This is a genomic window from Streptomyces sp. NPDC005574 (assembly GCF_040605435.1).
GTDB lineage: Bacteria > Actinomycetota > Actinomycetes > Streptomycetales > Streptomycetaceae > Streptomyces.
This window is the reverse complement of record NZ_JBEXCW010000027.1, coordinates 17,568-37,285: the sequence shown is the minus strand read 5'-3', so window position 1 is coordinate 37,285 and position 19,718 is coordinate 17,568. Positions and strand designations below refer to the sequence as shown.

Genomic DNA, 19,718 nt, shown 5'->3' with positions numbered 1-19,718 from the left:
GTCGGCCAGGGGAATATTGGCGTGTGCATGCTCTGTCTGCACCGCCACCGCCGCCTCTCCCCCCACCCCCACCGGAGGTCCGAAGTGTCCGGCAGAAACGTGTACCGACGCAGTCGTGCCCTCGTGGCCTCGACCCTGGCCTTCACCGCGGCCGCGGCCGGGCTCTGGACCGGGCTCGGCGGCCTCTCGCCCGCCCAGGCGGCCGCGGCCGCCGTACCGAGCCCGGACCACGTGGTCGTCGTGGTCTTCGAGAACCACGCCTACAGCCAGGTGATCGGCTCATCCAGCGCGCCCTACATCAACTCGCTGAAGACCGGCGGCGCCAACCTCAGCCAGGCGTTCGCAGAGACCCACCCCAGCCAGCCGAACTACTTCGCCCTGTTCTCCGGCTCCACCCAGGGGATCACGGACGACAGCTGCTACACCCCCGGCTTCTCCTCGGCCGCCAACCTCGCCTCCGAACTGATCGCCGCCGGCCACACCTGGGCGAGCTACAACGAGACGCTGCCCAGCCAGGGTTCGACCACGTGCAGCAGCGGCACCTACGCCCGCAAGCACAACCCGTGGTTCGGGTTCAGCAACGTACCGACGTCGACCGCGAAGACCTTCACGCAGTTCCCGGCCGACTACACCACGCTGCCCGACGTCTCCTTCGTCGTCCCCAACCTGTGCAGCGACATGCACGACTGCTCGGTGGGGACCGGTGACACCTGGCTCAAGAACAACCTCGGCGCGTACGCCACCTGGGCGAAGACCCACAACAGCCTCCTCGTCGTCACCTTCGACGAGGACAACCGGCTCAGCGGCAACCGCATCCCGACGGTCCTCTACGGCCAGCCCGTGACGGCGGGTTCGTCCTCCTCCACCACCTACAACCACTACGACCTGCTGCGCACCCTGGAGGACTCGCAGGGCCTCACGACCCACGCGGGCAACGCGGCCTCCGCGAAGGACATCACCGGTATCTGGACGTCCTGACCCCGGGCCCTTGGACCCTTCGCCCGAAGGCGACGTCCCGACCCTCTGCCCGAAAGGCACGGCACCGGCATGACCGTCCGCACGCGCGTCCTGATCCTGCTCTCGGCGGCCGTCGCCCTCGCGGCGGTCGCGGCGGCCTCGGTGCTGCACGCGTCGGCGCGCGCGGAGCGCCGTAACCAGGCCGTGCCGGGCGGCCCGCGGATCACGTCCGGCACGGTCACCCTCACCGCCCCCGGCCGCATGGTCTTCCGCAACATGGCCTGGGGACCCCACCGGGACGAACTGACCACCGTCCCGGCGTCCGGCCCCTCGGGCCCCCGCACCGCGTCCGGCGTCAGGTGCCTGCGCTTCTACGCCGCCTCGGGCACGGGAGTGTGCCTCCAGGCGGTCCACGGAACGGTCTCGGACACCTACCGCGCGGTGATCCTCGACGCGCGTCTGCACACCAGGGCCCGCTACGCCGTCCCCGGCATCCCCTCCCGGGCCCGCGTCTCCCCGACCGGCCACCTCGCCGCGTGGACGGCGTTCGTCGGCGGCGACTCGTACGCGGGCACGGACTTCTCGACCCGGGCCGCGATCGTGGACACGCGGACGGGAAAGCTGATCCCGTCCCTGGAGTCCTTCCGGATCATCAAGGACGGTCACCCCTACCGCGCGGCGGACGTGAACTTCTGGGGCGTGACGTTCGCGCCGGACGACCGCACGTTCTACGCGACGCTGTCGACGAAGGGCCGTACCCACCTGGTCCGCGGCGACCTGCGCACCCGCACGGTGACGACCGTCCACGAGAACGTCGAATGCCCGTCCCTGTCCCCCGACGGCACCCGCGTCGCCTACAAGAAGCGCGTCGCGGGCCTGCCGAAGGACGCCCCCTGGCACCTGTACGTCCTGAACCTGCGCACCGGCCGCGAAACCCCGCTCGCCGAGCCCCGCAGCGTCGACGACCAGGTGGTCTGGCAGGACGCGCACACCCTCGTCTACGCCCTCCCCGGCGACTACGGCGCGGACCTGTACGCGCTCCCGGCGAACGGCACCGGAAGCCCCCACCGCGTCCTGACGGCGGGCGTCTCCCCCGCGTTCCTCCGGTGACTCAGAGGCCGTGGCGACGAACCCCGGAGGCCCGCTCCCGGCCGACTTCGAGTTCGGCCCAGACCGTCTTACGGGGAACGGGCCCGAGGTCGACACCCCAGCGGTCCGCGTACGCCTCCACCAGGAGCAGACCGCGGCCCGACTCGGCGTCCGGAGCGTCGCCCTGAGTGACGTGCGGCAGGCGTTCGCCCCGGGTGTCGGTCACCGCGATCCGGAGGGTGCCGGCACCGGACAGGGCGAGCGTCAGACGGAAGTCGCGCCCGGGGACACGGCCGTGGAGGACGGCGTTCCCGGCGAGCTCGGCGACGACCTGCGCGGCGGCGTCGAACGGCTGACCCCAGTCGGCCAGTTGCCGCTCGGTGAGCAACCGGGCCAGCCGGGCACCCCGGCGTGTGGACGAGAGCAGCACGGTGAACTGACGGGTGGCCAAGACGAGATCGGTGTTTTCGTGATTCACGTCACTCAGCGTGGCCACCCGCACCTACGCTGAACAGTGACGACGCCGGGACGCGGCGTCACTGTCCGGGTGCCGGCCGGCCTTTGTCCGGCCCGTACCCCGTGTCTGGCGCGGAGGCGGGCTGCATGGACCACGCGAACGATCCCGGCCGGGACAGCGGGACCGAGGACGACTCCGGGGCCGTACTCAAGGCGGTCGGCCGTCAGCTCAAGGCGTGGCGCGAGCGGGCCGGTCTGACGCAGGGCGAGCTGGGCACGGCGATCGGCTACGGCGAGGAACTGGTGTCGTCGGTCGAGCGCGGCCGCCGGGTGCCGAGACCGGAGTTCCTCGACAAGGCGGACGAGGTCCTGGACGCGGGCGGCATCATCGCGGCGATGAAGCGGGACGTGGCGGAGGCGCGGTACCCGAGGAAACTCCGGGATCTGGCCAAGCTGGAGGGTGAGGCGGTGGAGTTGGGGGCGTACAACGACTCGGTGATCCACGGCCTGCTGCAGACCGAGGAGTACGCGCGGGCACTGTTTCGCGCGAGGCGACCGCTCCTCGGCGAGGACGTCATCGAGCGTGAGGTGAGCGCTCGGATGGCCCGCCAGGAGATCATCGACCGGACGAAGACCGTCCCGGTCTTCAGCTTCGTGCAGGACGAGGTGGCGCTCCGCCGCAAGGTCGGAGGCAAGATGGTCCGGCGACGCCAGCTCGAACGGCTGCTGGAAGTGGGGCAGTTGCGCAACGTGGAGATCCAGGTGCTGCCCAGCGATCACGACGACCACGCGGGACTGACAGGCGGATTCCGCATCCTCAAGCTGCCCGGCGGGACCACCGTCGGATACACCGAGGTCCTGCACATCACCCGGCTCCTCTCGGACCCGAGGGAGGTGCAGTTCCTGGAAACGCACTATGGGAGCATCCGGGCGCAGGCTCTCACCCCACGGGAGTCACTCACCTTCGTCGAGAAAGTGCTGGGAGAGACATGAGCGTCGAGTCCGCCGCCGACGGCAGCACGCCGCTGAGGTGGTTCAAGAGCAGCTACAGCAGCGGCGAGCCCGGTTCCGACTGCGTCGAGATAGCCCCGACCCCCGGCATGGTCCGCGTCCGGGACTCCAAGGACCGGACGGGGTCCCAGCTCGCGTTCGGCAGGGCCCCGTGGGCCGATTTCGTGACCTACGCGTCCCGACGCTGACCCGGCTGCCCCTGCGCCGTACGCCGAAAGGAAGCGATGTGAGCGGCACCCCCGAAGAGGGTTCACGGCTGCCCTGGTTCCTCGCCTGGCTGGGTGTCGGCGCGACCGGCGGTCTGGGTCTGCTGACCATCCCCACCATCGGCGTGTACCTGCTGCTCGTCGCCCTCGCGGGCGCCTGCGCGGTGGCGCTGCGCCGCGGTGCGGCCGGCCTTCCCGGCCTGCTCGCCGGCGCCGGCCTGCCGCTGCTGTACGTGGCCTACCTCAACCGCCGGGGCCCCGGCGACGTCTGCACGACGACGGCGACCGGCCAGTCGTGCGTGGAGGAATGGAGCCCCTGGCTCTGGCTCACGGCCGGACTCACCCTCCTCCTGGCCGGAACCGCATGGTTCACCACGACCACCGGACGCCACCGCCCGAAGTGACGCACGGTTCGCCCCGCACACCACGGGGCCGACGGTCCACGACCGCCGGCCCCGTGCGCCGTATCCGCGGGAAAGGTCTCCCGACCCGCCCCTACAGCACCGGCAGATTCTTCCGCAGCTCGAACGCGGTGACCTCGCTGCGGTACTCCTCCCATTCCGACTTCTTGTTGCGCAGGAAGAAGTCGAAGACGTGCTCGCCGAGGGTCTCGGCGACCAGGTCGCTGCGTTCCATCAGGGTCAGGGCCTCGCCCAGGTTCTGCGGGAGGGGCTCGATGCCCATCGCGCGGCGCTCCGCGTCGGAGAGGGCCCAGACGTCGTCCTCGGCGCCCGGCGGGAGTTCGTAGCCCTCCTCGACGCCCTTGAGGCCGGCGGCCAGGAGCATCGCGTAGGCGAGGTACGGGTTGGCGCCGGAGTCGATGGAGCGGACCTCGATGCGGGCCGAGCCGGTCTTGCCGGGCTTGTACATCGGGACGCGGACCAGCGCGGAGCGGTTGTTGTGGCCCCAGCAGATGTACGAGGGGGCCTCACCGCCGGCGCCGGCGGTGCGCTCGGAGCCGCCCCAGATGCGCTTGTAGGAGTTCACCCACTGGTTGGTGACGGCGGAGATCTCCGCCGCGTGCTTCAGCAGGCCCGCGATGAAGGAGCGGCCGACCTTGGAGAGCTGGTACTCCGAGCCGGACTCGTAGAACGCGTTCCGGTCGCCCTCGAAGAGGGAGAGGTGGGTGTGCATACCGGAGCCGGGGTGCTCGCTGAACGGCTTCGGCATGAACGTCGCCTGGACGCCCTGCTCCAGCGCCACCTGCTTCATGACCAGGCGGAACGTCATGATGTTGTCGGCGGTGGAGAGCGCGTCGGCGTAGCGGAGGTCGATCTCCTGCTGGCCGGGGGCGCCCTCGTGGTGGGAGAACTCGACCGAGATGCCCATCGACTCCAGCATGGTGATCGCCTGGCGGCGGAAGTCCATGCCGATGTTCTGCGGGGTGTGGTCGAAGTAGCCGGAGTTGTCGGCGGGCGTCGGCCGGGAGCCGTCGAGCGGGCGGTCCTTCAGCAGGAAGAACTCGATCTCGGGGTGGGTGTAGAAGGTGAAGCCGAGGTCGGAGGTGCGGGCCAGGGCGCGCTTGAGGACGTAGCGGGGGTCCGCGAAGGACGGGGAGCCGTCCGGCATGAGGATGTCGCAGAACATGCGGGCGGTGCCGGGGGCCTCCGCGCGCCACGGCAGGACCTGGAAGGTGGACGGGTCGGGCTTGGCGATCATGTCGGACTCGTAGACCCGGGCGAAGCCCTCGATCGCCGAGCCGTCGAAGCCGATTCCCTCATCGAACGCCTGTTCGAGCTCGGCGGGGGCCACGGCGACGGACTTGAGGAAGCCCAGCACGTCCGTGAACCACAGCCGTACGAACCGGATGTCGCGCTCCTCCAGTGTCCGGAGCACGAACTCCTGCTGCTTGTCCATCTTCCGCTTCCCCATCCTTGCTGGTCAGGCCGCCGGTCTCCCGCACCACGGGAGGCGGTCGGGCACCTGAGCATCCCACCACAACACCATTTCGTGCGCGTTGCGCACCTTGATCGTCCGGCCGACCTCGGCGTGAACGCCTCACGTACGGCTGGTGGACCGCTCCGCAGCCCATCTTGCCTGCTCGGACCGACATCCGTAATGGGCGGCCCCCCCGAGTCCCGGCTTTACCCGTGCCCTCCCTACGAGAGGGACCCCTCCCGCATTACGATCAGCGGACCGATCGTCCAGATCGCCCCGACCGCCGTCCTGTCCCTTTCCCCAGAAGGACACACTCATGGGCTCCGCCAAGAAGACCGCCAGCGCGGCACGCAAGGCACGTATAGAGGAGATGCGCCGCGCCGAGCAGGCCCGCGAGCGCCGCAACCGGCTCCTCGTCGTCGCGGCCAGCGTGGTGGTCGTCGCCGGTCTCGTCGTCGGCGGTGTCCTCGTCGTCAGGTCGCAGAAGGACGACGGCACGGCGTCCGACGCGAAGACCTCGGGCCACTTCGTCACCGGCAAGGACGGCGTGAAGACCTGGAAGGGCACGCTGGGCCGCACCCACGTCACCAAGAAGGTCACGTACCCGACCGAGCCCCCGGTCGGCGGCGACCACAACCAGGTCTGGATGAACTGCAACGGGGACGTCTACGCCAAGGCCCTCAACAACATGAACGCCGTGCACTCCCTCGAACACGGCGCGGTGTGGGTGACGTACACCGACAAGGCGGCCAAGGCCGACGTCCAGGCGCTGGCGGCGAAGGTGAAGAAGACGCCGTACACGCTGATGAGCCCGGACGACAAGCAGGCCGACCCGATCATGCTGACCGCGTGGGGCCACCAGCGCACGGTGAAGAGCGCGAGCGACGCGAACGTGAACGCGTTCTTCGAGCAGTTCGTGCAGGGCAAGCAGACGCCCGAGCCGGGTGCCGCGTGCACGGGAGGGCTGTCCCAGTGAGGCACGCCGGCTGGATCGCGGGCACCGCGGCCGCGGCGCTCGTCGCGGCCGGCGCGGTGACCTACGCGGTCGCCGAGGACGACGGTTCGGGCGGCACCCCGTCGGCCGACTCCGCGGACGCCGGGTTCGCGCGGGACATGGCGGTGCATCACCAGCAGGCCGTGGAGATGTCGTACATCGTGCGCGACCGCACGAAGAACGCCGAAGTGCGGCGGCTCGCCTACGACATCGCGCAGACGCAGGCCAACCAGCGGGGCATGCTGCTGGGTTGGCTGGACCTGTGGGACCTGCCGAAGGTGTCGGCGCAAGCACCGATGACGTGGATGGACATGGGCGGCATGGCCTCCGGCAAGGACGGCTCGCTGATGCCCGGCATGGCGACCAACACGGAGATGAAGAAGCTGGACACGCTCGACGGCAAACAGGCCGAGGTGTTCTACCTCCAGCTCATGACGGACCATCACAAGGGCGGTATCCACATGGCCGAGGGCTGTGTCGCGCGGTGCACGGTCGGCGTGGAGAAGCGGCTCGCGCAGGGCATGGTGGACGCGCAGCAGTCGGAGATCGGCCTGATGGCGGACCTGCTCAAGAAGCGCGGGGCGGCGGCCCGGCCGTAGGGAGCCACCGGGCGGCCATAGGGTTTTCCCTAGAGTTCGCTGCCGTAACCGCCAAATCCGCCCTGGTTGCGGCCACTTGGGCTCTTCTTGGTCATTCCATTCCCCTGGCATGAACGGTTCATCGACAGAGTGACCCCGGGCGAGTGATCCACTCGCGCGACGAACCGCACACAGGGGGTTCCATGAGATCCAACCGCGCCACGATGCGCGCCGGGGTGAGCATGGCGGCCACACTGCCGATGCTCGCCGGCGCGCTGGCGCTCGGCATACCCGCCGCGCACGCCGCGGACACCCCGGGCCGGGACACGCTCGCGGGCACCAAGCCCGCCTGGGCCACGGCCAAGGCGGACAAGGGTGCGACCGCGAACGGTGCCCAGGTCTCGGCCCGGGTCTACCTCGCCGGCCGGGACGCCTCCGGCCTGGCCGCGTACGCGAAGGCCGTGTCGGACCCGAACTCGGCGGCGTACGGCAAGTACCTGAGCGCCGGACAGGCGCAGGCGCGCTACGGCGCGACCAAGGCGCAGGTCGCCGCGGTGAAGTCCTGGCTGGCGGCCGCCGGCCTGAAGGTCACCGGTGTCACCGAGCACTACGTCTCCGTCACCGGTGACGTGGCCGCCGCCGAGAAGGCGTTCGGCACCCAGCTGCACAACTACGCCAAGGGCTCGAAGACCTACCGCGCCCCGGCGAGGACGGCCTCCGCGCCGGACGCCCTGGACGGTGCCGTCCTGACGGTCACCGGCCTGGACAACGCGCCGCACAAGGCGACCCACAGCGACACGCTGCCCCCGCCGGACGCCGTGTTCAAGAACTCCGGGCCGTTCTCCTCGTACTTTGGCTCGAAGACCGCGACCACGCTGCCGGACGCGTACGGCAAGAAGATCCCGTACGCCGTCAAGGGCTACACCGGCAAGCAGCTGCGGGCCGCCTACGGCGCCGGCACGTACACGGGCAAGGGCGTCCGGGTCGCGATCACCGACGCGTACGCCTCGCCGACCATCGCCTACGACGCGGCCACGTACGCGAAGAAGCACGGTGACGCCGGCTGGAAGACCAAGCAGCTCACCCAGGTGCTGCCCGACGGCTACACCAAGACCGAGGAGTGCGGGGCGGCCGGCTGGTACGGCGAGGAGACCCTCGACGTCGAGGCCGTGCACGCGGTCGCGCCCGCGGCGAACGTCACGTACGTCGGGGCCGCCTCCTGCTACGACGACGCGCTGCTGGACTCGCTCAGCAAGGTGGTCGACGACCACCTCGCCGACATCGTGTCCAACTCGTGGGGCGACATCGAGGCCAACCAGACCCCGGACCTCGCCGCCGCCTACGACCAGGTCTTCCAGTTCGGCGCGGTCGAGGGCATCGGCTTCTACTTCTCCTCCGGTGACAACGGCGACGAGGTCGCCAACACCAAGACGAAGCAGGTCGACACCCCGGCCAACTCGGCGTGGGTGACGGCGGTCGGCGGTACCTCGCTGGCGGTCGGCAAGGGCGACAAGTACCTGTGGGAGACCGGCTGGGGCACCGAGAAGGCGGCCCTGTCGGACGACGGCAAGAGCTGGACCAACTTCCCCGGCGCCTTCACCTCGGGCGCGGGCGGCGGCACCAGCAAGACGGTCGCCGAGCCCTTCTACCAGAAGGGTGTCGTCCCCAACGCGCTCGCCACGGCCAACAGCGCCGCCGGCAACCGCGTGGTCCCGGACATCTCCGCGATCGCCGACCCGAACACCGGCTTCAAGGTCGGCCAGACGCAGACCTTCCCGGACGGGTCCGCGCAGTACAGCGAGTACCGGATCGGCGGCACCTCGCTCGCCGCCCCGGTGATCGCGGCGGTGCAGGCCCTGGCCCAGGAGGCGCACGGCGGCAAGGCGATCGGTTTCGCCAACCCGACGATCTACGCCAAGTACGGGTCGAAGGTCTACCACGACGTGACGGACAACCCCACGGGCTCCCCGCTCGCGGTGGCGCGCGTCGACTTCGCCAACGCCTTCGACGCGGCCGACGGTCTGCTGACCTCCGTCCGCAGCCTGGGCAAGGACAGCTCGCTGTCGGCGGTCAAGGGATACGACGACGTCACCGGCGTGGGCACGCCCGCGGGCGGCTACGTCGAGTCGTTCCGCAAGCACTGATCCGGCGCTGACGCGAACGGGGTGGCGTGAGGTCCTGACCTCACGCCACCCCATCGCGTCGTATTGACGATTACACTGGGCGGCGTGCCTCAACTACGTCTCGCCCTGAACCAGATCGACTCGAGCGTCGGCGACCTCGCCGGGAACACCGAGACGATCGTCCGCTGGACCCGGCACTCCGCCGAGCAGGGAGCGCACCTCGTGGCGTTCCCCGAGATGGCGCTGACCGGGTATCCCGTGGAGGACCTGGCCCTGCGCTCGTCCTTCGTGACGGCGTCCCGCACGGCCCTGCGGGGCCTGGCCGGCCGCCTCCGCGACGAGGGCTTCGGGGAGCTGCCGGTGATCGTCGGCTACCTCGACCGGTCCGAGACCGACCAGCCGAAGTACGGCCAGCCGGCCGGCGCCCCGCGCAACGCGGCGGCGGTGCTGCACCGCGGCGAGGTGGTCCTCACCTTCGCCAAGCACCACCTGCCGAACTACGGCGTCTTCGACGAGTTCCGCTACTTCGTGCCCGGCGACACGCTGCCGGTCGTCCGCGTGCACGGCGTCGACGTGGCGCTCGCGATCTGCGAGGACCTGTGGCAGGACGGCGGCCGGGTGCCGGGGGCGCGCGCCACCGGGGCCGGGCTGCTTCTCTCCGTCAACGCCTCGCCGTACGAGCGCGACAAGGACGACACCCGGCTGGAACTGGTCCGCAAGCGGGCCCAGGAGGCCGGCTGCACCACCGCCTACCTCGCCATGATCGGCGGCCAGGACGAGCTGGTCTTCGACGGCGACTCGATCGTGGTGGACCGGGACGGCGAAGTGATCGCGCGGGCCCCGCAGTTCTCCGAGGGGTGCGTGGTCCTCGACCTGGAACTGCCGGCCGCCTCGCCCGAGGCGCCCACCGGCGTGGTCGCCGACGGACTGCGCATCGACCGCGTGGTGCTGTCCGAGGACCCGCTGCCGCCGTACGAGGCGGAGGTCGCGGGCGGCTACGCGGAGCGCCTCGACGACGACGAGGAGGTCTACTCGGCGCTGGTCGTGGGCCTGCGCGCGTACGTCGCGAAGAACGGCTTCACGTCGGTGCTGATCGGCCTGTCCGGGGGCATCGACTCGGCGCTGGTGGCCGCGATCGCCTGCGACGCGGTGGGCGCGCGGAACGTGTACGGCGTGTCGATGCCGTCGAAGTACTCCTCGGACCACTCCCGGGGCGACGCGGCGGAGCTGGCGCGCCGCACCGGCCTCAACTTCCGCACCGTCTCCATCGAGCCGATGTTCGACGCGTACATGGGCGCGCTGGGCCTGTCCGGCCTGGCGGAGGAGAACCTCCAGTCCCGGCTGCGCGGCACGCTGCTGATGGCCCTGTCCAACCAGGAGGGGCACATCGTCCTCGCGCCCGGCAACAAGTCGGAGCTGGCGGTGGGCTATTCGACGCTGTACGGCGACTCGGTGGGCGCCTACGGCCCCATCAAGGACCTGTACAAGACGTGGGTCTTCCGGCTCGCCGAGTGGCGCAACCGGGCGGCGGCCGAGCGTGGGCACACCCCGCCCATCCCCGAGAACTCCATCACGAAGCCACCGAGCGCGGAACTGCGCCCCGGCCAGGTGGACACGGACTCCCTGCCGGACTACCCGGTCCTGGACGCGATCCTCGACCTCTACGTCGACCACGACAAGGGCGCCGACGAGATCGTCGCCGCCGGCTTCGATGCCGCCCTCGTCGCCAGGATCCTGCGCATGGTCGACACCGCCGAGTACAAGCGCCGCCAGTACCCCCCGGGCACCAAGATCTCCGCCAAGGGCTTCGGCAAGGACCGCCGCCTGCCGATCACGAACGGCTGGCGGGAGTCGGCGTGAGGGCCTCCGTGTTGACCTCGGCCTTGTCCCAGTAGCGCCGCTTGGGCTCGAAGAAGATCACCGGGTCGTCGCTCTGGATGGCCTGCTGCATCATCCAGTAGGCGTCCTCCGCGTTCGACGGGGCGCCTCAGCCTCTGCCGAGGGGGCTGACGCAGCCTCGCCGGCGGCGGCTCACTTCAGCCCCTCCGGCGGGGCTCACTTCAGCCCCGTCCGGCGTGTGCTCATTTCAGCCCCTCCGGCGTGCTCATTTCAGCCCCTCCGGCGTTTGAGGAGCGGGGGCCAGGGGGCAGAGCCCCCACATCCAGCCCCTCCGGCGGTTGAGGAGCGGGGGCCAGGGGGCGGAGCCCCCACATCCAGCCCCTCCGGCGGTTGAGGAGCGGGGGCCGGGGGGCAGAGCCCCCAAACCCAGCCCCCGGCGCCTGACGAACGGGCCCCAGGGCGGAGCCCCCCGCACCGACCCCTCAGTGGTGCAGCGCCTCAGACGCCCGCGGGACATGCCCCGCGACCACCCGCGCGCCCCGCGGAGCGACCCGCGGAGCGACCCGCCGCCGGTCCACGACAGCCGCCGCCCCGGCGACCGCGAGCCCGAGCACGGCCAGCACAGCCCCGGCCACCGCGGGGGACGTCACCCCGAAGCCCCCGGCGAGCGCGAGCCCGCCGATCCACGCACCCCCGGCGTTGGCCAGGTTGAACGCGGCCTGGTTGGCGGAGGACGCCAGCGACGGCCCCGCCGCGGCCTTCTCCATGACCATCAGCTGCAGCGGCGAGCCGGTGACGAACGCGGCCGTGCCGAGCAGGACGACGCCGAGCGCCGCGCTCCACTGGGTGGCCATCAGGACCGGGAACAGGGCGAGTACGGCGGCCAGCGAGATCAGGCCGGCGAACAGGGTGGCCCGCATCGCGTGGTCGGCGAGGCGTCCGCCCAGCAGGTTGCCGGCGGTGGCGCCGACCCCGAACAGGGCCAGCAGGAGGGTGACGCTGCCGTCGGCGTACCCGGCGGCGTCGGTGAGCATGGGCGTGATGTAGCTGTACGCGGCGAACAGCGCGCCGAAGCCCGCGACGGTCGTACCGAGCGCCAGCCAGACGGGCAGCGACCGCAGCGCGGCCAGCTCTCCGCGGAGCCCCGCGGCGGGGGCGTGCGCGTGGTCGTGCGGGATCAGCAGGGCCAGCGACGCGATCGCGGCCAGGCCGATGGCGCCGACGCCGAGGAAGGTGGCGCGCCAGCCGAGGTGCTGGCCCATGAGGGTGGCGACGGGGACGCCCGCGACGTTGGCGACGGTGAGGCCGAGGAACATCAGGGACACCGAGCGGGCCTTGCGCTCGGGCGCGACCATCGTGGTGGCGACCACGGCGCCGACGCCGAAGAAGGCGCCGTGCGGCAGACCACTCAGGAAGCGCGCGGCCAGCAGCCAGTGGTAGTCGGGCGCGAGGGCCGAGAGCGCGTTGCCGACCACGAACAGCACCATCAGCGCGATGAGGACCGTACGGCGGGACATGCGCGAGGTGACCGCGGCGAGCAGCGGCGCGCCGATCACCACGCCCAGCGCGTACGCGGACACCAGGTGGCCGGCGACGGGGATCGAGATGTGCAGGTCGGCCGCGACGTCGGGCAGGAGGCCCATCATCACGAACTCGGTCGTACCGATGCCGAAGGCGCCCACGGCGAGGGCGAGCAGGGCCAGGGGCATGAGGGGGCCTTTTGCCTTTCGAAAGAGAGCGGTGTTCCGTACATGAAGCCGTTGCTTATGTTCACGTACGGAACAAAGCCTCTCAGGCCCAGTATTCCGTGAGGTCGACCAGGGGTTGCCGCTCTGTGTCGGCACGCCGCTGAGGTGCGGTTTTACGAGGAGGATGTGGCCACGTTCACACGGGCCGCGACCGGCAGGTGGTCACTGCCCGTCTGCGGCAGGGTCCACGAACTCACCGGCTCGATGCCCTTCACCATGATCTGGTCGATGCGCGCCATCGGGAACGACGCCGGCCAGCTGAACCCGAAGCCGCTGCCCGCCGCGCCCTGCGTGGAGCGCATCTGCGCGGTCACGGCGTTGAGCGAGCGGTCGTTCATCGTGCCGTTGAGGTCGCCGAGCAGCACGACCCTCGTGACCTTCTCGTGCGCGATCGCCTCGCCGAGGGCGTCCGCGCTCTTGTCGCGCTGCCGGGCCGTGAACCCGGCCTCCAGCTTCACCCGCACCGACGGCAGGTGGGCGACGTACACCGCGACCTGCCCGGCGGGCGTGGTCACCATGGCGCGCATCGCCCGGGTCCAGCCCAGCTTGATGTCCACCGACCGCACACCGGTCATCGGGTACTTGCTCCACAGGCCGACCGTGCCCTGCACCGAGTGGTACTTGTACGTCGGCGCCAGCGCCTTCTCGTACACCGGCACCGCCGAAGCCGTCAGTTCCTCCAGGGCCAGCACGTCGGCACCGGACGCGGCGACGCTCCGGGCGGTCCCGGAGGGGTCCGTGTTGTCGGCGTTGACGTTGTGCGTGGCCACCGTGAGGTCGCCGCCGGTGCCGCCCGCCTTGTCGGTGAGGAGGCCGCCGAAGAGGTTCAGCCACACGACCGTCGGCAGCAGCACCGCGATCAGCGCGGTCGCGGACTTGCGGACGAAGGCGAGGACGATCAGCACCGGCACGACGACGCCCACCCACGGCAGGAACGTCTCGATGAGGCTGCCGAGGTTGCCGATCCGGTTGGGGATCTGCGCGTGCAGCAGCATCACCAGCGCGATCAGGACGGCGAAGGAGGCGAGGACCAGGCCGCGGCGCCAGATCCGGCGGTCACCGCGCCAGCCGGCGAACAGGTTTCTCAGCAGGCTCCGGATCCGGGCTCCCGGACGCTCGGGCCCTGAACCGCCGTTGTCCGTCTCCGCCATGAATGCCTGCTGCGCCATACCGTCGCCTCACTGCTTGCCCTGCGCACCGATCTCCCCCTGTGCCTACGACCCTAGGGGATGATCGGTTCCGTTCTCGCCGCCCCTCGACGGCCGTACGGGCACCAGGACGAACAAGTCGGGCCTTCGAGTTCCGTCGGCGCGGGCACCTGCGGGCGTCTGTGACGAAACGCGCACATTCGCACCGGGAGTTGCCGGGTGTCGCGGGGAGTTGCGCGTGCGCCGGCCGGGGCCGCTACCGGGAGGGTCCGCCCGCGGGCGGACTGACGGGCCGTAGCCCTTCGAGCAGGGTGTCGACGATCTGTTCGGCGAGCCCGTCCGGGAGTTCGGCGTCCGGGCGCAGGACGGCGCGGACGAGCATCGGCCCGACGAACAGGTCGTTGAGGAGTTCGACGTTGACGTCGTCGCGCAGTTCGCCGTTGGCCTGTCCGCGGCGCAGGACTTCGAGGCCGAGCCGCTGCCGGGGGGCGACGACGGTGTTCTGGTACGCGGCCCAGATCTTGGGGCTGCTCTTCATCTGGGCGTAGACGCCGTGCAGGATGGCCGACCGGCGGCTGAGCACGCCGCGCTGCCGCAGCGACTCCAGCAGGACCACCAGGTCGGCGCGCATGGACGTGCCGGTGAGCTGCGGGTCGTCGGGCTCGGCGGAGCGCAGGAGGTCGACGAGGAGCTCCTCCTTGCCGTTCCAGCGGCGGTAGATGGTGGCCTTGCCGACGCCGGCGGTACGGGCGATGCGCTCGATGGAGAGTTCCGCGAGCGGCACACCGTCCTCCATGAGTTTCATCGCGCCTTCCAGGATGGCGCGTTCCACGGCCTCGCTGCGGGGCCGTCCCTTGCTCGGGCCGACTCGGGAGGTCCGGTTCTCGGCGGGGCTCACTGTGCTCCGTCCCTTCCTTTCGCTGGAGGACGCGGTTGAACGCCGGGGGAGGATTCTCCCCCGGCGCCGGCGTCGCCGGACGACCGGCGGGCCTCACTCCCCCGCGGTGACCACCAACTCCTCCTGGTCGCTGTCCTGCTGGGGGGCGGGCGGCTTGCCCGGCAGGAAGAGGGCGACGACCACCGTGCCGACGACGGCGACGCCGGCTCCCCACAGCGCCGTGACGTGCATGGCGTGCAGGAACGCGTCGTTGGCCGGGCCGACCAGGGCCTGGCCGCGCGGGCCGAGCTTCTCGGCGACGCCGAGGGTGGCCTCGATGGACTCGCCGGCGGTGTGCCGCAGCCCCGCGGGGACCGGGCCCAGCTTGCCCTCGATGCCGTTGCGGTACGCGGTCGACAGGACCGAGCCGAGGACGGCGATGCCGAGCGCTCCGCCCAGCTGGCGGAAGGTGTTGCTGAGGGCGGAGGCGGAGCCGGCCTTCTCCCGGGGCAGGGCCTGCATGATGACGACGCTGGTCGGCGTCATGATGTGCGCCATGCCGGTGCCCATGAGGAAGAAGATGACCTCCAGGAGCCAGATCGGGGTGTCCGCGTCCAGGATGGCGAACGCGGCGAGCATCGCGGCGATGAGCGCCATGCCCGCGGTGGTGGTGGCCCGGTTGCCGAAGCGGTCGACGAGCAGGCGGGCCCGCGGCGCGAAGATCATCTGGGCGGCGGCCAGCGGCAGCATCAGCAGACCGGTCTGCAGCGGCGAGTAGCCGCGCACGCTCTGGGTGTAGAAGACCGAGAAGAAGGTCACGCCCATCAGCGCGAAGAAGACCAGGGCGATGGCGGCGATCGCGGCCGAGAACACCTTGTTCTTGAAGTAGGTGACGTCGATCGAGGGGTGGTCGCTGCGCTTCTCGAAGACGACGAAGCCGACGAGCACGGCGAGACCCGCGCCGATGGTCGCCATGACCTTCGGGTCGGTGAAGTCGGCGAGCTGGCCGCCCTTGATGATGCCGTAGACGAGCAGGACCAGGCCGATTACGGACAGCACGACACCGACGGGGTCGACGCGGCCCGGCCTCGGGTCACGGGAGTCGGGCACCAGCCACACCATCAGTCCGAGCGCCAGGAGCACGATCGGCACGTTGATGAGGAAGACCGAGCCCCACCAGAAGTGGCCGAGGAGCAGACCGCCGGTGATGGGGCCGATGGCGATGGCGAGCCCGACCCCGCCGGCCCAGATGCCGATGGCCTTCGGCTGCTCGTCGCGCTCGAAGACGTTCATGAGGACGGCGAGGGTGGCCGGCATCACGAAGGCGGCGCCGAGGCCCATCAGCGCGCGGAAGGCGATGAGCTCGTCGGGGCTGCCGGAGAAGGCGGCGAGGGCGGAGCCGACCCCGAACACGGCGAGGCCGCCGAGCAGGACCTTCTTGCGGCCCAGCCGGTCGCCGAGCAGGCCGGCGGTGAAGAGCAGGCCCGCGAAGACGAGGGTGTAGGCGTTGATCGCCCACTCCAGCTCGCTCTGCGTGGCGCCCAGACCGGTCGGCGCGGGCGTCGAGATGGTCTTGATCGCGACGTTCAGGATCGAGTTGTCGAGCACCACGATGAGCAGGCTCAGCATCAGGACGCCGAGAATCGCCCAGCGACGGCGGTGCACCGCTTCCGAGATCGTGGAGGCGGCAGGGGCAGGTGTACTCATGGCGTCGAGTTTAGGGCAATTACGATACGAGACCGATCCGTATCGGAAATCCTTTACCGAGGTCTTACACAGCGGGACGGGAAATCCGTCACACCGGGGTCCCCTAGCCGTCCCTGGCACGAGGTGCCACCATGGACGTGATCCGGGGACGCCGTCAGGGCGCCTCGAGATGACGAAGGAGCCGTTGCAATGACGCAGCTTTCGGCTGCCCAGACCAAGCCCTCCGACGGCAGCAAGGCGCTGTACGGGGGCAAGGGCACACGCCGCATCACGGTCCGCGACATCGCCCTCGCCAAGGAACGCGGCGAGAAGTGGCCCATGCTCACCGCCTACGACGCGCTGACCGCGTCCGTCTTCGACGAGGCCGGCATCCCGGTGCTCCTGGTCGGGGACTCGGCGGGCAACTGTCACCTCGGGTACGAGACCACCGTGCCCGTCACCATGGACGAGATGACCATGCTGTCCGCCGCGGTCGTCCGCGGCACCCAGCGCGCCCTGATCGTCGGCGACCTCCCCTTCGGTTCCTACCAGGAGGGCCCGGTGCAGGCGCTGCGCTCGGCGACCCGGCTGGTCAAGGACGCCGGTGTCGGGGCGGTGAAGCTGGAGGGCGGCGAGCGCTCGCACGAGCAGATCCGTCTGCTGGTCGAGTCCGGCATCCCGGTGATGGCGCACATCGGCCTGACCCCCCAGTCCGTGAACGCGATGGGCTACCGCGTCCAGGGGCGTGGCGAGGAGGCCGCGCAGCAGCTGCTGCGGGACGCGAAGGCCGTGCAGGACGCGGGCGCGTTCGCCGTCGTCCTGGAGCTGGTCCCCGCGGAGCTGGCCGCCGAGGTCACGCGCGTGCTGCACATCCCCACGGTCGGCATCGGCGCGGGCTCCGAGACCGACGCGCAGGTCCTCGTCTGGACCGACATGCTCGGCCTCACCGGCGGGCGGGTGCCGAAGTTCGTGAAGCAGTACGCCGACCTGCGCGAGGTGATGGGCGGCGCGGCGAAGGCGTTCGCGCAGGACGTCGTCGGCGGTACGTTCCCGTCGGAGGAGCACTCCGTCCACTGAGCCACCGCGGCACCACACAGCCCCGCCGATCTTCCCCCGTCGGCGGGGCTGTCGCGTCTCCCGCGCGGCGGGACACCGCTCGTCGGCCGTGTCGGCGGCCTGTCGGTGGACCCGGAGCGCCGTAGGCGGCCTGTCGGTCGTTTGTCGGCGGGTTGTCGGTGGGCCCTGGCACCGTCATCGGCATGACGCGAATCGACAACAACGCCGACGGAGTGGCCGTCTCCGTGCGGGGGCTGGTCAAGCACTACGGCGAGACCAAGGCGCTGGACGGCGTCGACCTGGACGTCCGTGAGGGCACCGTGATGGGTGTGCTCGGCCCGAACGGGGCCGGCAAGACCACCCTGGTGCGCATCCTCTCCACCCTCCTGGTCCCGGACGCCGGGCAGGCCACCGTGGCCGGCTACGACGTCCTGCGGCAGCCGCGGCAGCTGCGCCGGGTGATCGGGCTGACCGGACAGTACGCCTCCGTGGACGAGAAGCTCCCCGGCTGGGAGAACCTGTACATGATCGGGCGGCTGCTCGACCTGCCCCGCAAGGAGGCCCGCGCCCGCGCCGACGAGCTGCTGGAGCGCTTCTCCCTCACCGAGGCCGCCAAGCGCCCGGCGTCGACGTACTCCGGCGGTATGCGGCGCCGGCTCGACCTGGCCGCCTCCATGATCGGGCGGCCCGCCGTCCTCTACCTCGACGAGCCGACCACCGGCCTCGACCCGCGCACCCGCAACGAGGTGTGGCAGGAGGTCAAGCGCATGGTCGGGGACGGCGTGACCGTGCTGCTGACCACCCAGTACATGGAGGAGGCCGAGCAGCTCGCCTCCGAGCTGACCGTCGTCGACCACGGCAAGGTCATCGCCGGCGGCCGCATCGAGGACCTGAAGGCGAAGGTCGGCGGCCGCGCCCTGCGGGTCCGCCCGGCCGACCCGCTCCAGCTGCGCCCGCTCGCCGCCGCCCTCGACACGCTCGGCATCACCGGGCTCGCCACCACCACCGTGGACGTGGAACGCGGGGACGTGCTCGTGCCGATCCTCAGCGACGAACAGCTGACCGCCGTCGTCGGCGCGGTCACCGCGCGGGGCATCACCCTCGCCTCCATCACCACCGAACTCCCCAGCCTGGACGAGGTGTTCCTGTCCCTCACCGGCCACCGCGCCTCGGCCCCGCAGGACACCACGCCCGCTCTCGACCGCGAGGAGGTCGCCGTATGAGCGCCGCCACTCTCACCCCCGCCGGCTCCCAGGCCGACGCGCCCATCTCGCCGCGCGCCCATCTGCGGCACACCGGCGCGCTGATCCGCCGCAACCTGCTGTGGATCCGGCAGGACCCGGAGTCGATGTTCGACGCCATCCTGTTCCCGGTCATCTTCACCCTGCTGTTCGTGTACGTCTTCGGCGGTTCCATCGGGCAGTCACTCGGCGGCGGCCAGGAGGCCTACGTCCAGTACGTCGTGCCCGGACTGATGGCCATGATGGGCATGAACATGGCCCAGGGCGTGGGCACGGGCTTCAACACGGACTTCAACAGCGGGGTCATGGACCGGTTCCGGTCCCTGCCGATCGGGCGCGGCTCCGTGCTGTTCGCGAAGATCGCCGTGGAACTGATGCGGATGCTCATCGCGACCGCCGTACTGATGGTCATCGGCGTCCTGGTCGGCTTCCACATCACCAACTGGGCGGGTCTGCTGGCCTCCGTCGGCCTGTCCGCGGTGTTCGGCTCCGCCCTGATGTGGGTGTTCCTCACCCTCGGCGTGATCATGAAGAGCGCGCAGTCCGTGCAGGCGATGGGCTTCCTGGTGCTGATGCCGCTCCAGTTCGGCTCCTCCATCTTCGCGCCGACCCGGTCCATGCCCGGCTGGCTGCAGAACTTCACCGACTACAACCCGCTGTCCTCGCTCGCCGACGCGGCGCGCGGACTGATGGTCGGCGGCCCGGTCGCGCACGGGCTGTGGGTGACCCTCGGCTGGTCGGTGGCGCTCACCGCGGTGATGGCGCCGGTCGCCATCCACAAGTTCCGCACCAAGAGCTGACCGGCACGCGCGTGCCGTGCGCCGGCGGGCG

Annotated in this window: 18 protein-coding genes and 1 pseudogene; 12 read left to right on the top strand and 7 right to left on the bottom strand. The window is 70.8% G+C overall.

The genetic code is table 11. The features are described 5' to 3' along the window. Positions 1 to 84: 84 nt before the first annotated feature. Both ABZT03_RS19400 and ABZT03_RS19395 read left to right on the top strand, forming a co-directional pair. Positions 85 to 978 (top strand): alkaline phosphatase family protein, encoded by an 894-nt coding sequence (locus ABZT03_RS19400; protein ID WP_356040902.1) that lies wholly within the window; start codon positions 85 to 87, stop codon positions 976 to 978. A 69-nt stretch (positions 979 to 1,047) separates the two neighbouring features. Beyond that, positions 1,048 to 2,067, top strand: coding sequence for a TolB-like translocation protein (locus ABZT03_RS19395; RefSeq protein ID WP_356040900.1), 1,020 nt, complete (start codon positions 1,048 to 1,050; stop codon positions 2,065 to 2,067). Between the two features lies 1 nt (position 2,068). On the opposite strand, the gene ABZT03_RS19390 is transcribed toward ABZT03_RS19395, so the two are convergent. Further along, positions 2,069 to 2,524 carry an ATP-binding protein gene (locus tag ABZT03_RS19390; protein WP_356040899.1) on the bottom strand — a complete coding sequence of 152 codons (456 nt, stop codon included), beginning with the start codon at positions 2,522 to 2,524 and terminating at the stop codon, positions 2,069 to 2,071. Positions 2,525 to 2,649: 125 nt separating this feature from the next. On the opposite strand from ABZT03_RS19390, the gene ABZT03_RS19385 reads away from it, so the two are divergent. Genes ABZT03_RS19385 through ABZT03_RS19375 form a run of 3 tightly spaced genes read left to right on the top strand, consistent with a single transcriptional unit; the run spans position 2,650 to position 4,123 of the window. Beyond that, a complete protein-coding gene (locus ABZT03_RS19385; protein ID WP_356040897.1) occupies positions 2,650 to 3,495 on the top strand; it encodes a helix-turn-helix transcriptional regulator in 846 nt (281 codons plus the stop codon). Then, the gene (locus ABZT03_RS19380; protein ID WP_356040895.1) at positions 3,492 to 3,701 is read left to right on the top strand and encodes a DUF397 domain-containing protein; all 210 of its coding nucleotides are present in this window, start codon (positions 3,492 to 3,494) and stop codon (positions 3,699 to 3,701) included. The genes ABZT03_RS19385 and ABZT03_RS19380 overlap by 4 nt, the downstream gene beginning before the upstream one ends. 38 nt (positions 3,702 to 3,739) lie before the next feature. Next, positions 3,740 to 4,123, top strand: a complete 384-nt coding sequence (locus tag ABZT03_RS19375) for a hypothetical protein (RefSeq protein WP_356040893.1) — start codon at positions 3,740 to 3,742, stop codon at positions 4,121 to 4,123. A 91-nt stretch (positions 4,124 to 4,214) separates the two neighbouring features. Here the strand turns inward: ABZT03_RS19375 and glnA are convergent, their stop codons facing one another. Beyond that, positions 4,215 to 5,576 carry a type I glutamate--ammonia ligase gene (glnA, locus tag ABZT03_RS19370; RefSeq protein ID WP_328746770.1) on the bottom strand — a complete coding sequence of 454 codons (1,362 nt, stop codon included), beginning with the start codon at positions 5,574 to 5,576 and terminating at the stop codon, positions 4,215 to 4,217. A 337-nt stretch (positions 5,577 to 5,913) separates the two neighbouring features. Here glnA and ABZT03_RS19365 point away from each other — a divergent pair, with 337 nt between their 5' ends. The 4 genes from ABZT03_RS19365 to ABZT03_RS19350 all read left to right on the top strand — a co-directional run bounded on the left by ABZT03_RS19365 (position 5,914) and on the right by ABZT03_RS19350 (position 11,152). Further along, positions 5,914 to 6,573 (top strand): DUF3105 domain-containing protein, encoded by a 660-nt coding sequence (locus ABZT03_RS19365; RefSeq protein ID WP_356040892.1) that lies wholly within the window; start codon positions 5,914 to 5,916, stop codon positions 6,571 to 6,573. Next, positions 6,570 to 7,190, top strand: coding sequence for a DUF305 domain-containing protein (locus ABZT03_RS19360; protein WP_356040890.1), 621 nt, complete (start codon positions 6,570 to 6,572; stop codon positions 7,188 to 7,190). Before ABZT03_RS19365 ends, ABZT03_RS19360 begins: the two co-directional genes overlap by 4 nt. A 182-nt stretch (positions 7,191 to 7,372) precedes the next feature. After that, positions 7,373 to 9,313, top strand: a complete 1,941-nt coding sequence (locus ABZT03_RS19355; RefSeq protein ID WP_356040888.1) for a S53 family peptidase — start codon at positions 7,373 to 7,375, stop codon at positions 9,311 to 9,313. 84 nt (positions 9,314 to 9,397) lie between these two features. Further along, positions 9,398 to 11,152: an NAD+ synthase gene (locus tag ABZT03_RS19350; RefSeq protein WP_356040886.1), complete on the top strand. Its 1,755-nt coding sequence runs from the start codon at positions 9,398 to 9,400 to the stop codon at positions 11,150 to 11,152. Here ABZT03_RS19350 and ABZT03_RS19345 read toward each other — a convergent pair. The 5 genes and pseudogenes from ABZT03_RS19345 to ABZT03_RS19325 all read right to left on the bottom strand — a co-directional run. Continuing rightward, positions 11,127 to 11,273, bottom strand: a pseudogene (locus ABZT03_RS19345) (alpha-ketoacid dehydrogenase subunit beta); the annotation flags it as partial. The gene ABZT03_RS19350 and the pseudogene ABZT03_RS19345 sit on opposite strands and share 26 nt — an antisense overlap. A gap of 340 nt (positions 11,274 to 11,613) precedes the next feature. Then, positions 11,614 to 12,840 (bottom strand): MFS transporter, encoded by a 1,227-nt coding sequence (locus tag ABZT03_RS19340; protein WP_356040884.1) that lies wholly within the window; start codon positions 12,838 to 12,840, stop codon positions 11,614 to 11,616. Between the two features lie 152 nt (positions 12,841 to 12,992). Further along, the gene (locus tag ABZT03_RS19335) at positions 12,993 to 14,048 is read right to left on the bottom strand and encodes an endonuclease/exonuclease/phosphatase family protein (protein ID WP_356040882.1); all 1,056 of its coding nucleotides are present in this window, start codon (positions 14,046 to 14,048) and stop codon (positions 12,993 to 12,995) included. A gap of 235 nt (positions 14,049 to 14,283) precedes the next feature. Beyond that, positions 14,284 to 14,925 carry a TetR/AcrR family transcriptional regulator gene (locus ABZT03_RS19330; RefSeq protein ID WP_356040880.1) on the bottom strand — a complete coding sequence of 214 codons (642 nt, stop codon included), beginning with the start codon at positions 14,923 to 14,925 and terminating at the stop codon, positions 14,284 to 14,286. 93 nt (positions 14,926 to 15,018) lie between these two features. Continuing rightward, positions 15,019 to 16,611, bottom strand: a complete 1,593-nt coding sequence (locus ABZT03_RS19325) for a DHA2 family efflux MFS transporter permease subunit (protein WP_356040879.1) — start codon at positions 16,609 to 16,611, stop codon at positions 15,019 to 15,021. A 189-nt stretch (positions 16,612 to 16,800) separates the two neighbouring features. Here ABZT03_RS19325 and panB point away from each other — a divergent pair, with 189 nt between their 5' ends. The 3 genes from panB to ABZT03_RS19310 all read left to right on the top strand — a co-directional run bounded on the left by panB (position 16,801) and on the right by ABZT03_RS19310 (position 19,687). Then, positions 16,801 to 17,667: a 3-methyl-2-oxobutanoate hydroxymethyltransferase gene (gene panB / locus ABZT03_RS19320; protein ID WP_356040878.1), complete on the top strand. Its 867-nt coding sequence runs from the start codon at positions 16,801 to 16,803 to the stop codon at positions 17,665 to 17,667. A gap of 182 nt (positions 17,668 to 17,849) precedes the next feature. Further along, positions 17,850 to 18,869 (top strand): ATP-binding cassette domain-containing protein, encoded by a 1,020-nt coding sequence (locus ABZT03_RS19315; RefSeq protein ID WP_356040877.1) that lies wholly within the window; start codon positions 17,850 to 17,852, stop codon positions 18,867 to 18,869. Further along, positions 18,866 to 19,687: an ABC transporter permease gene (locus tag ABZT03_RS19310; RefSeq protein ID WP_356040876.1), complete on the top strand. Its 822-nt coding sequence runs from the start codon at positions 18,866 to 18,868 to the stop codon at positions 19,685 to 19,687. Before ABZT03_RS19315 ends, ABZT03_RS19310 begins: the two co-directional genes overlap by 4 nt. The last annotated feature ends 31 nt before the right edge of the window (positions 19,688 to 19,718 follow it).

What these genes read in the sequence shown, in the direction of transcription:
- ABZT03_RS19340 (WP_356040884.1), bottom strand. Translation starts at nt 12,840, where the DNA reads ATGCCCCTGGCCCTGCTCGCCCTCGCCGTGGGCGCCTTCGGCATCGGT.
- ABZT03_RS19310 (WP_356040876.1), top strand. Translation starts at nt 18,866, where the DNA reads ATGAGCGCCGCCACTCTCACCCCCGCCGGCTCCCAGGCCGACGCGCCC.
- ABZT03_RS19395 (WP_356040900.1), top strand. Translation starts at nt 1,048, where the DNA reads ATGACCGTCCGCACGCGCGTCCTGATCCTGCTCTCGGCGGCCGTCGCC.
- glnA (WP_328746770.1), bottom strand. Translation starts at nt 5,576, where the DNA reads ATGGACAAGCAGCAGGAGTTCGTGCTCCGGACACTGGAGGAGCGCGAC.
- ABZT03_RS19355 (WP_356040888.1), top strand. Translation starts at nt 7,373, where the DNA reads ATGAGATCCAACCGCGCCACGATGCGCGCCGGGGTGAGCATGGCGGCC.
- ABZT03_RS19380 (WP_356040895.1), top strand. Translation starts at nt 3,492, where the DNA reads ATGAGCGTCGAGTCCGCCGCCGACGGCAGCACGCCGCTGAGGTGGTTC.
- ABZT03_RS19385 (WP_356040897.1), top strand. Translation starts at nt 2,650, where the DNA reads ATGGACCACGCGAACGATCCCGGCCGGGACAGCGGGACCGAGGACGAC.
- ABZT03_RS19335 (WP_356040882.1), bottom strand. Translation starts at nt 14,048, where the DNA reads ATGGCGCAGCAGGCATTCATGGCGGAGACGGACAACGGCGGTTCAGGG.
- ABZT03_RS19365 (WP_356040892.1), top strand. Translation starts at nt 5,914, where the DNA reads ATGGGCTCCGCCAAGAAGACCGCCAGCGCGGCACGCAAGGCACGTATA.
- panB (WP_356040878.1), top strand. Translation starts at nt 16,801, where the DNA reads ATGACGCAGCTTTCGGCTGCCCAGACCAAGCCCTCCGACGGCAGCAAG.
- ABZT03_RS19315 (WP_356040877.1), top strand. Translation starts at nt 17,850, where the DNA reads ATGACGCGAATCGACAACAACGCCGACGGAGTGGCCGTCTCCGTGCGG.
- ABZT03_RS19325 (WP_356040879.1), bottom strand. Translation starts at nt 16,611, where the DNA reads ATGAGTACACCTGCCCCTGCCGCCTCCACGATCTCGGAAGCGGTGCAC.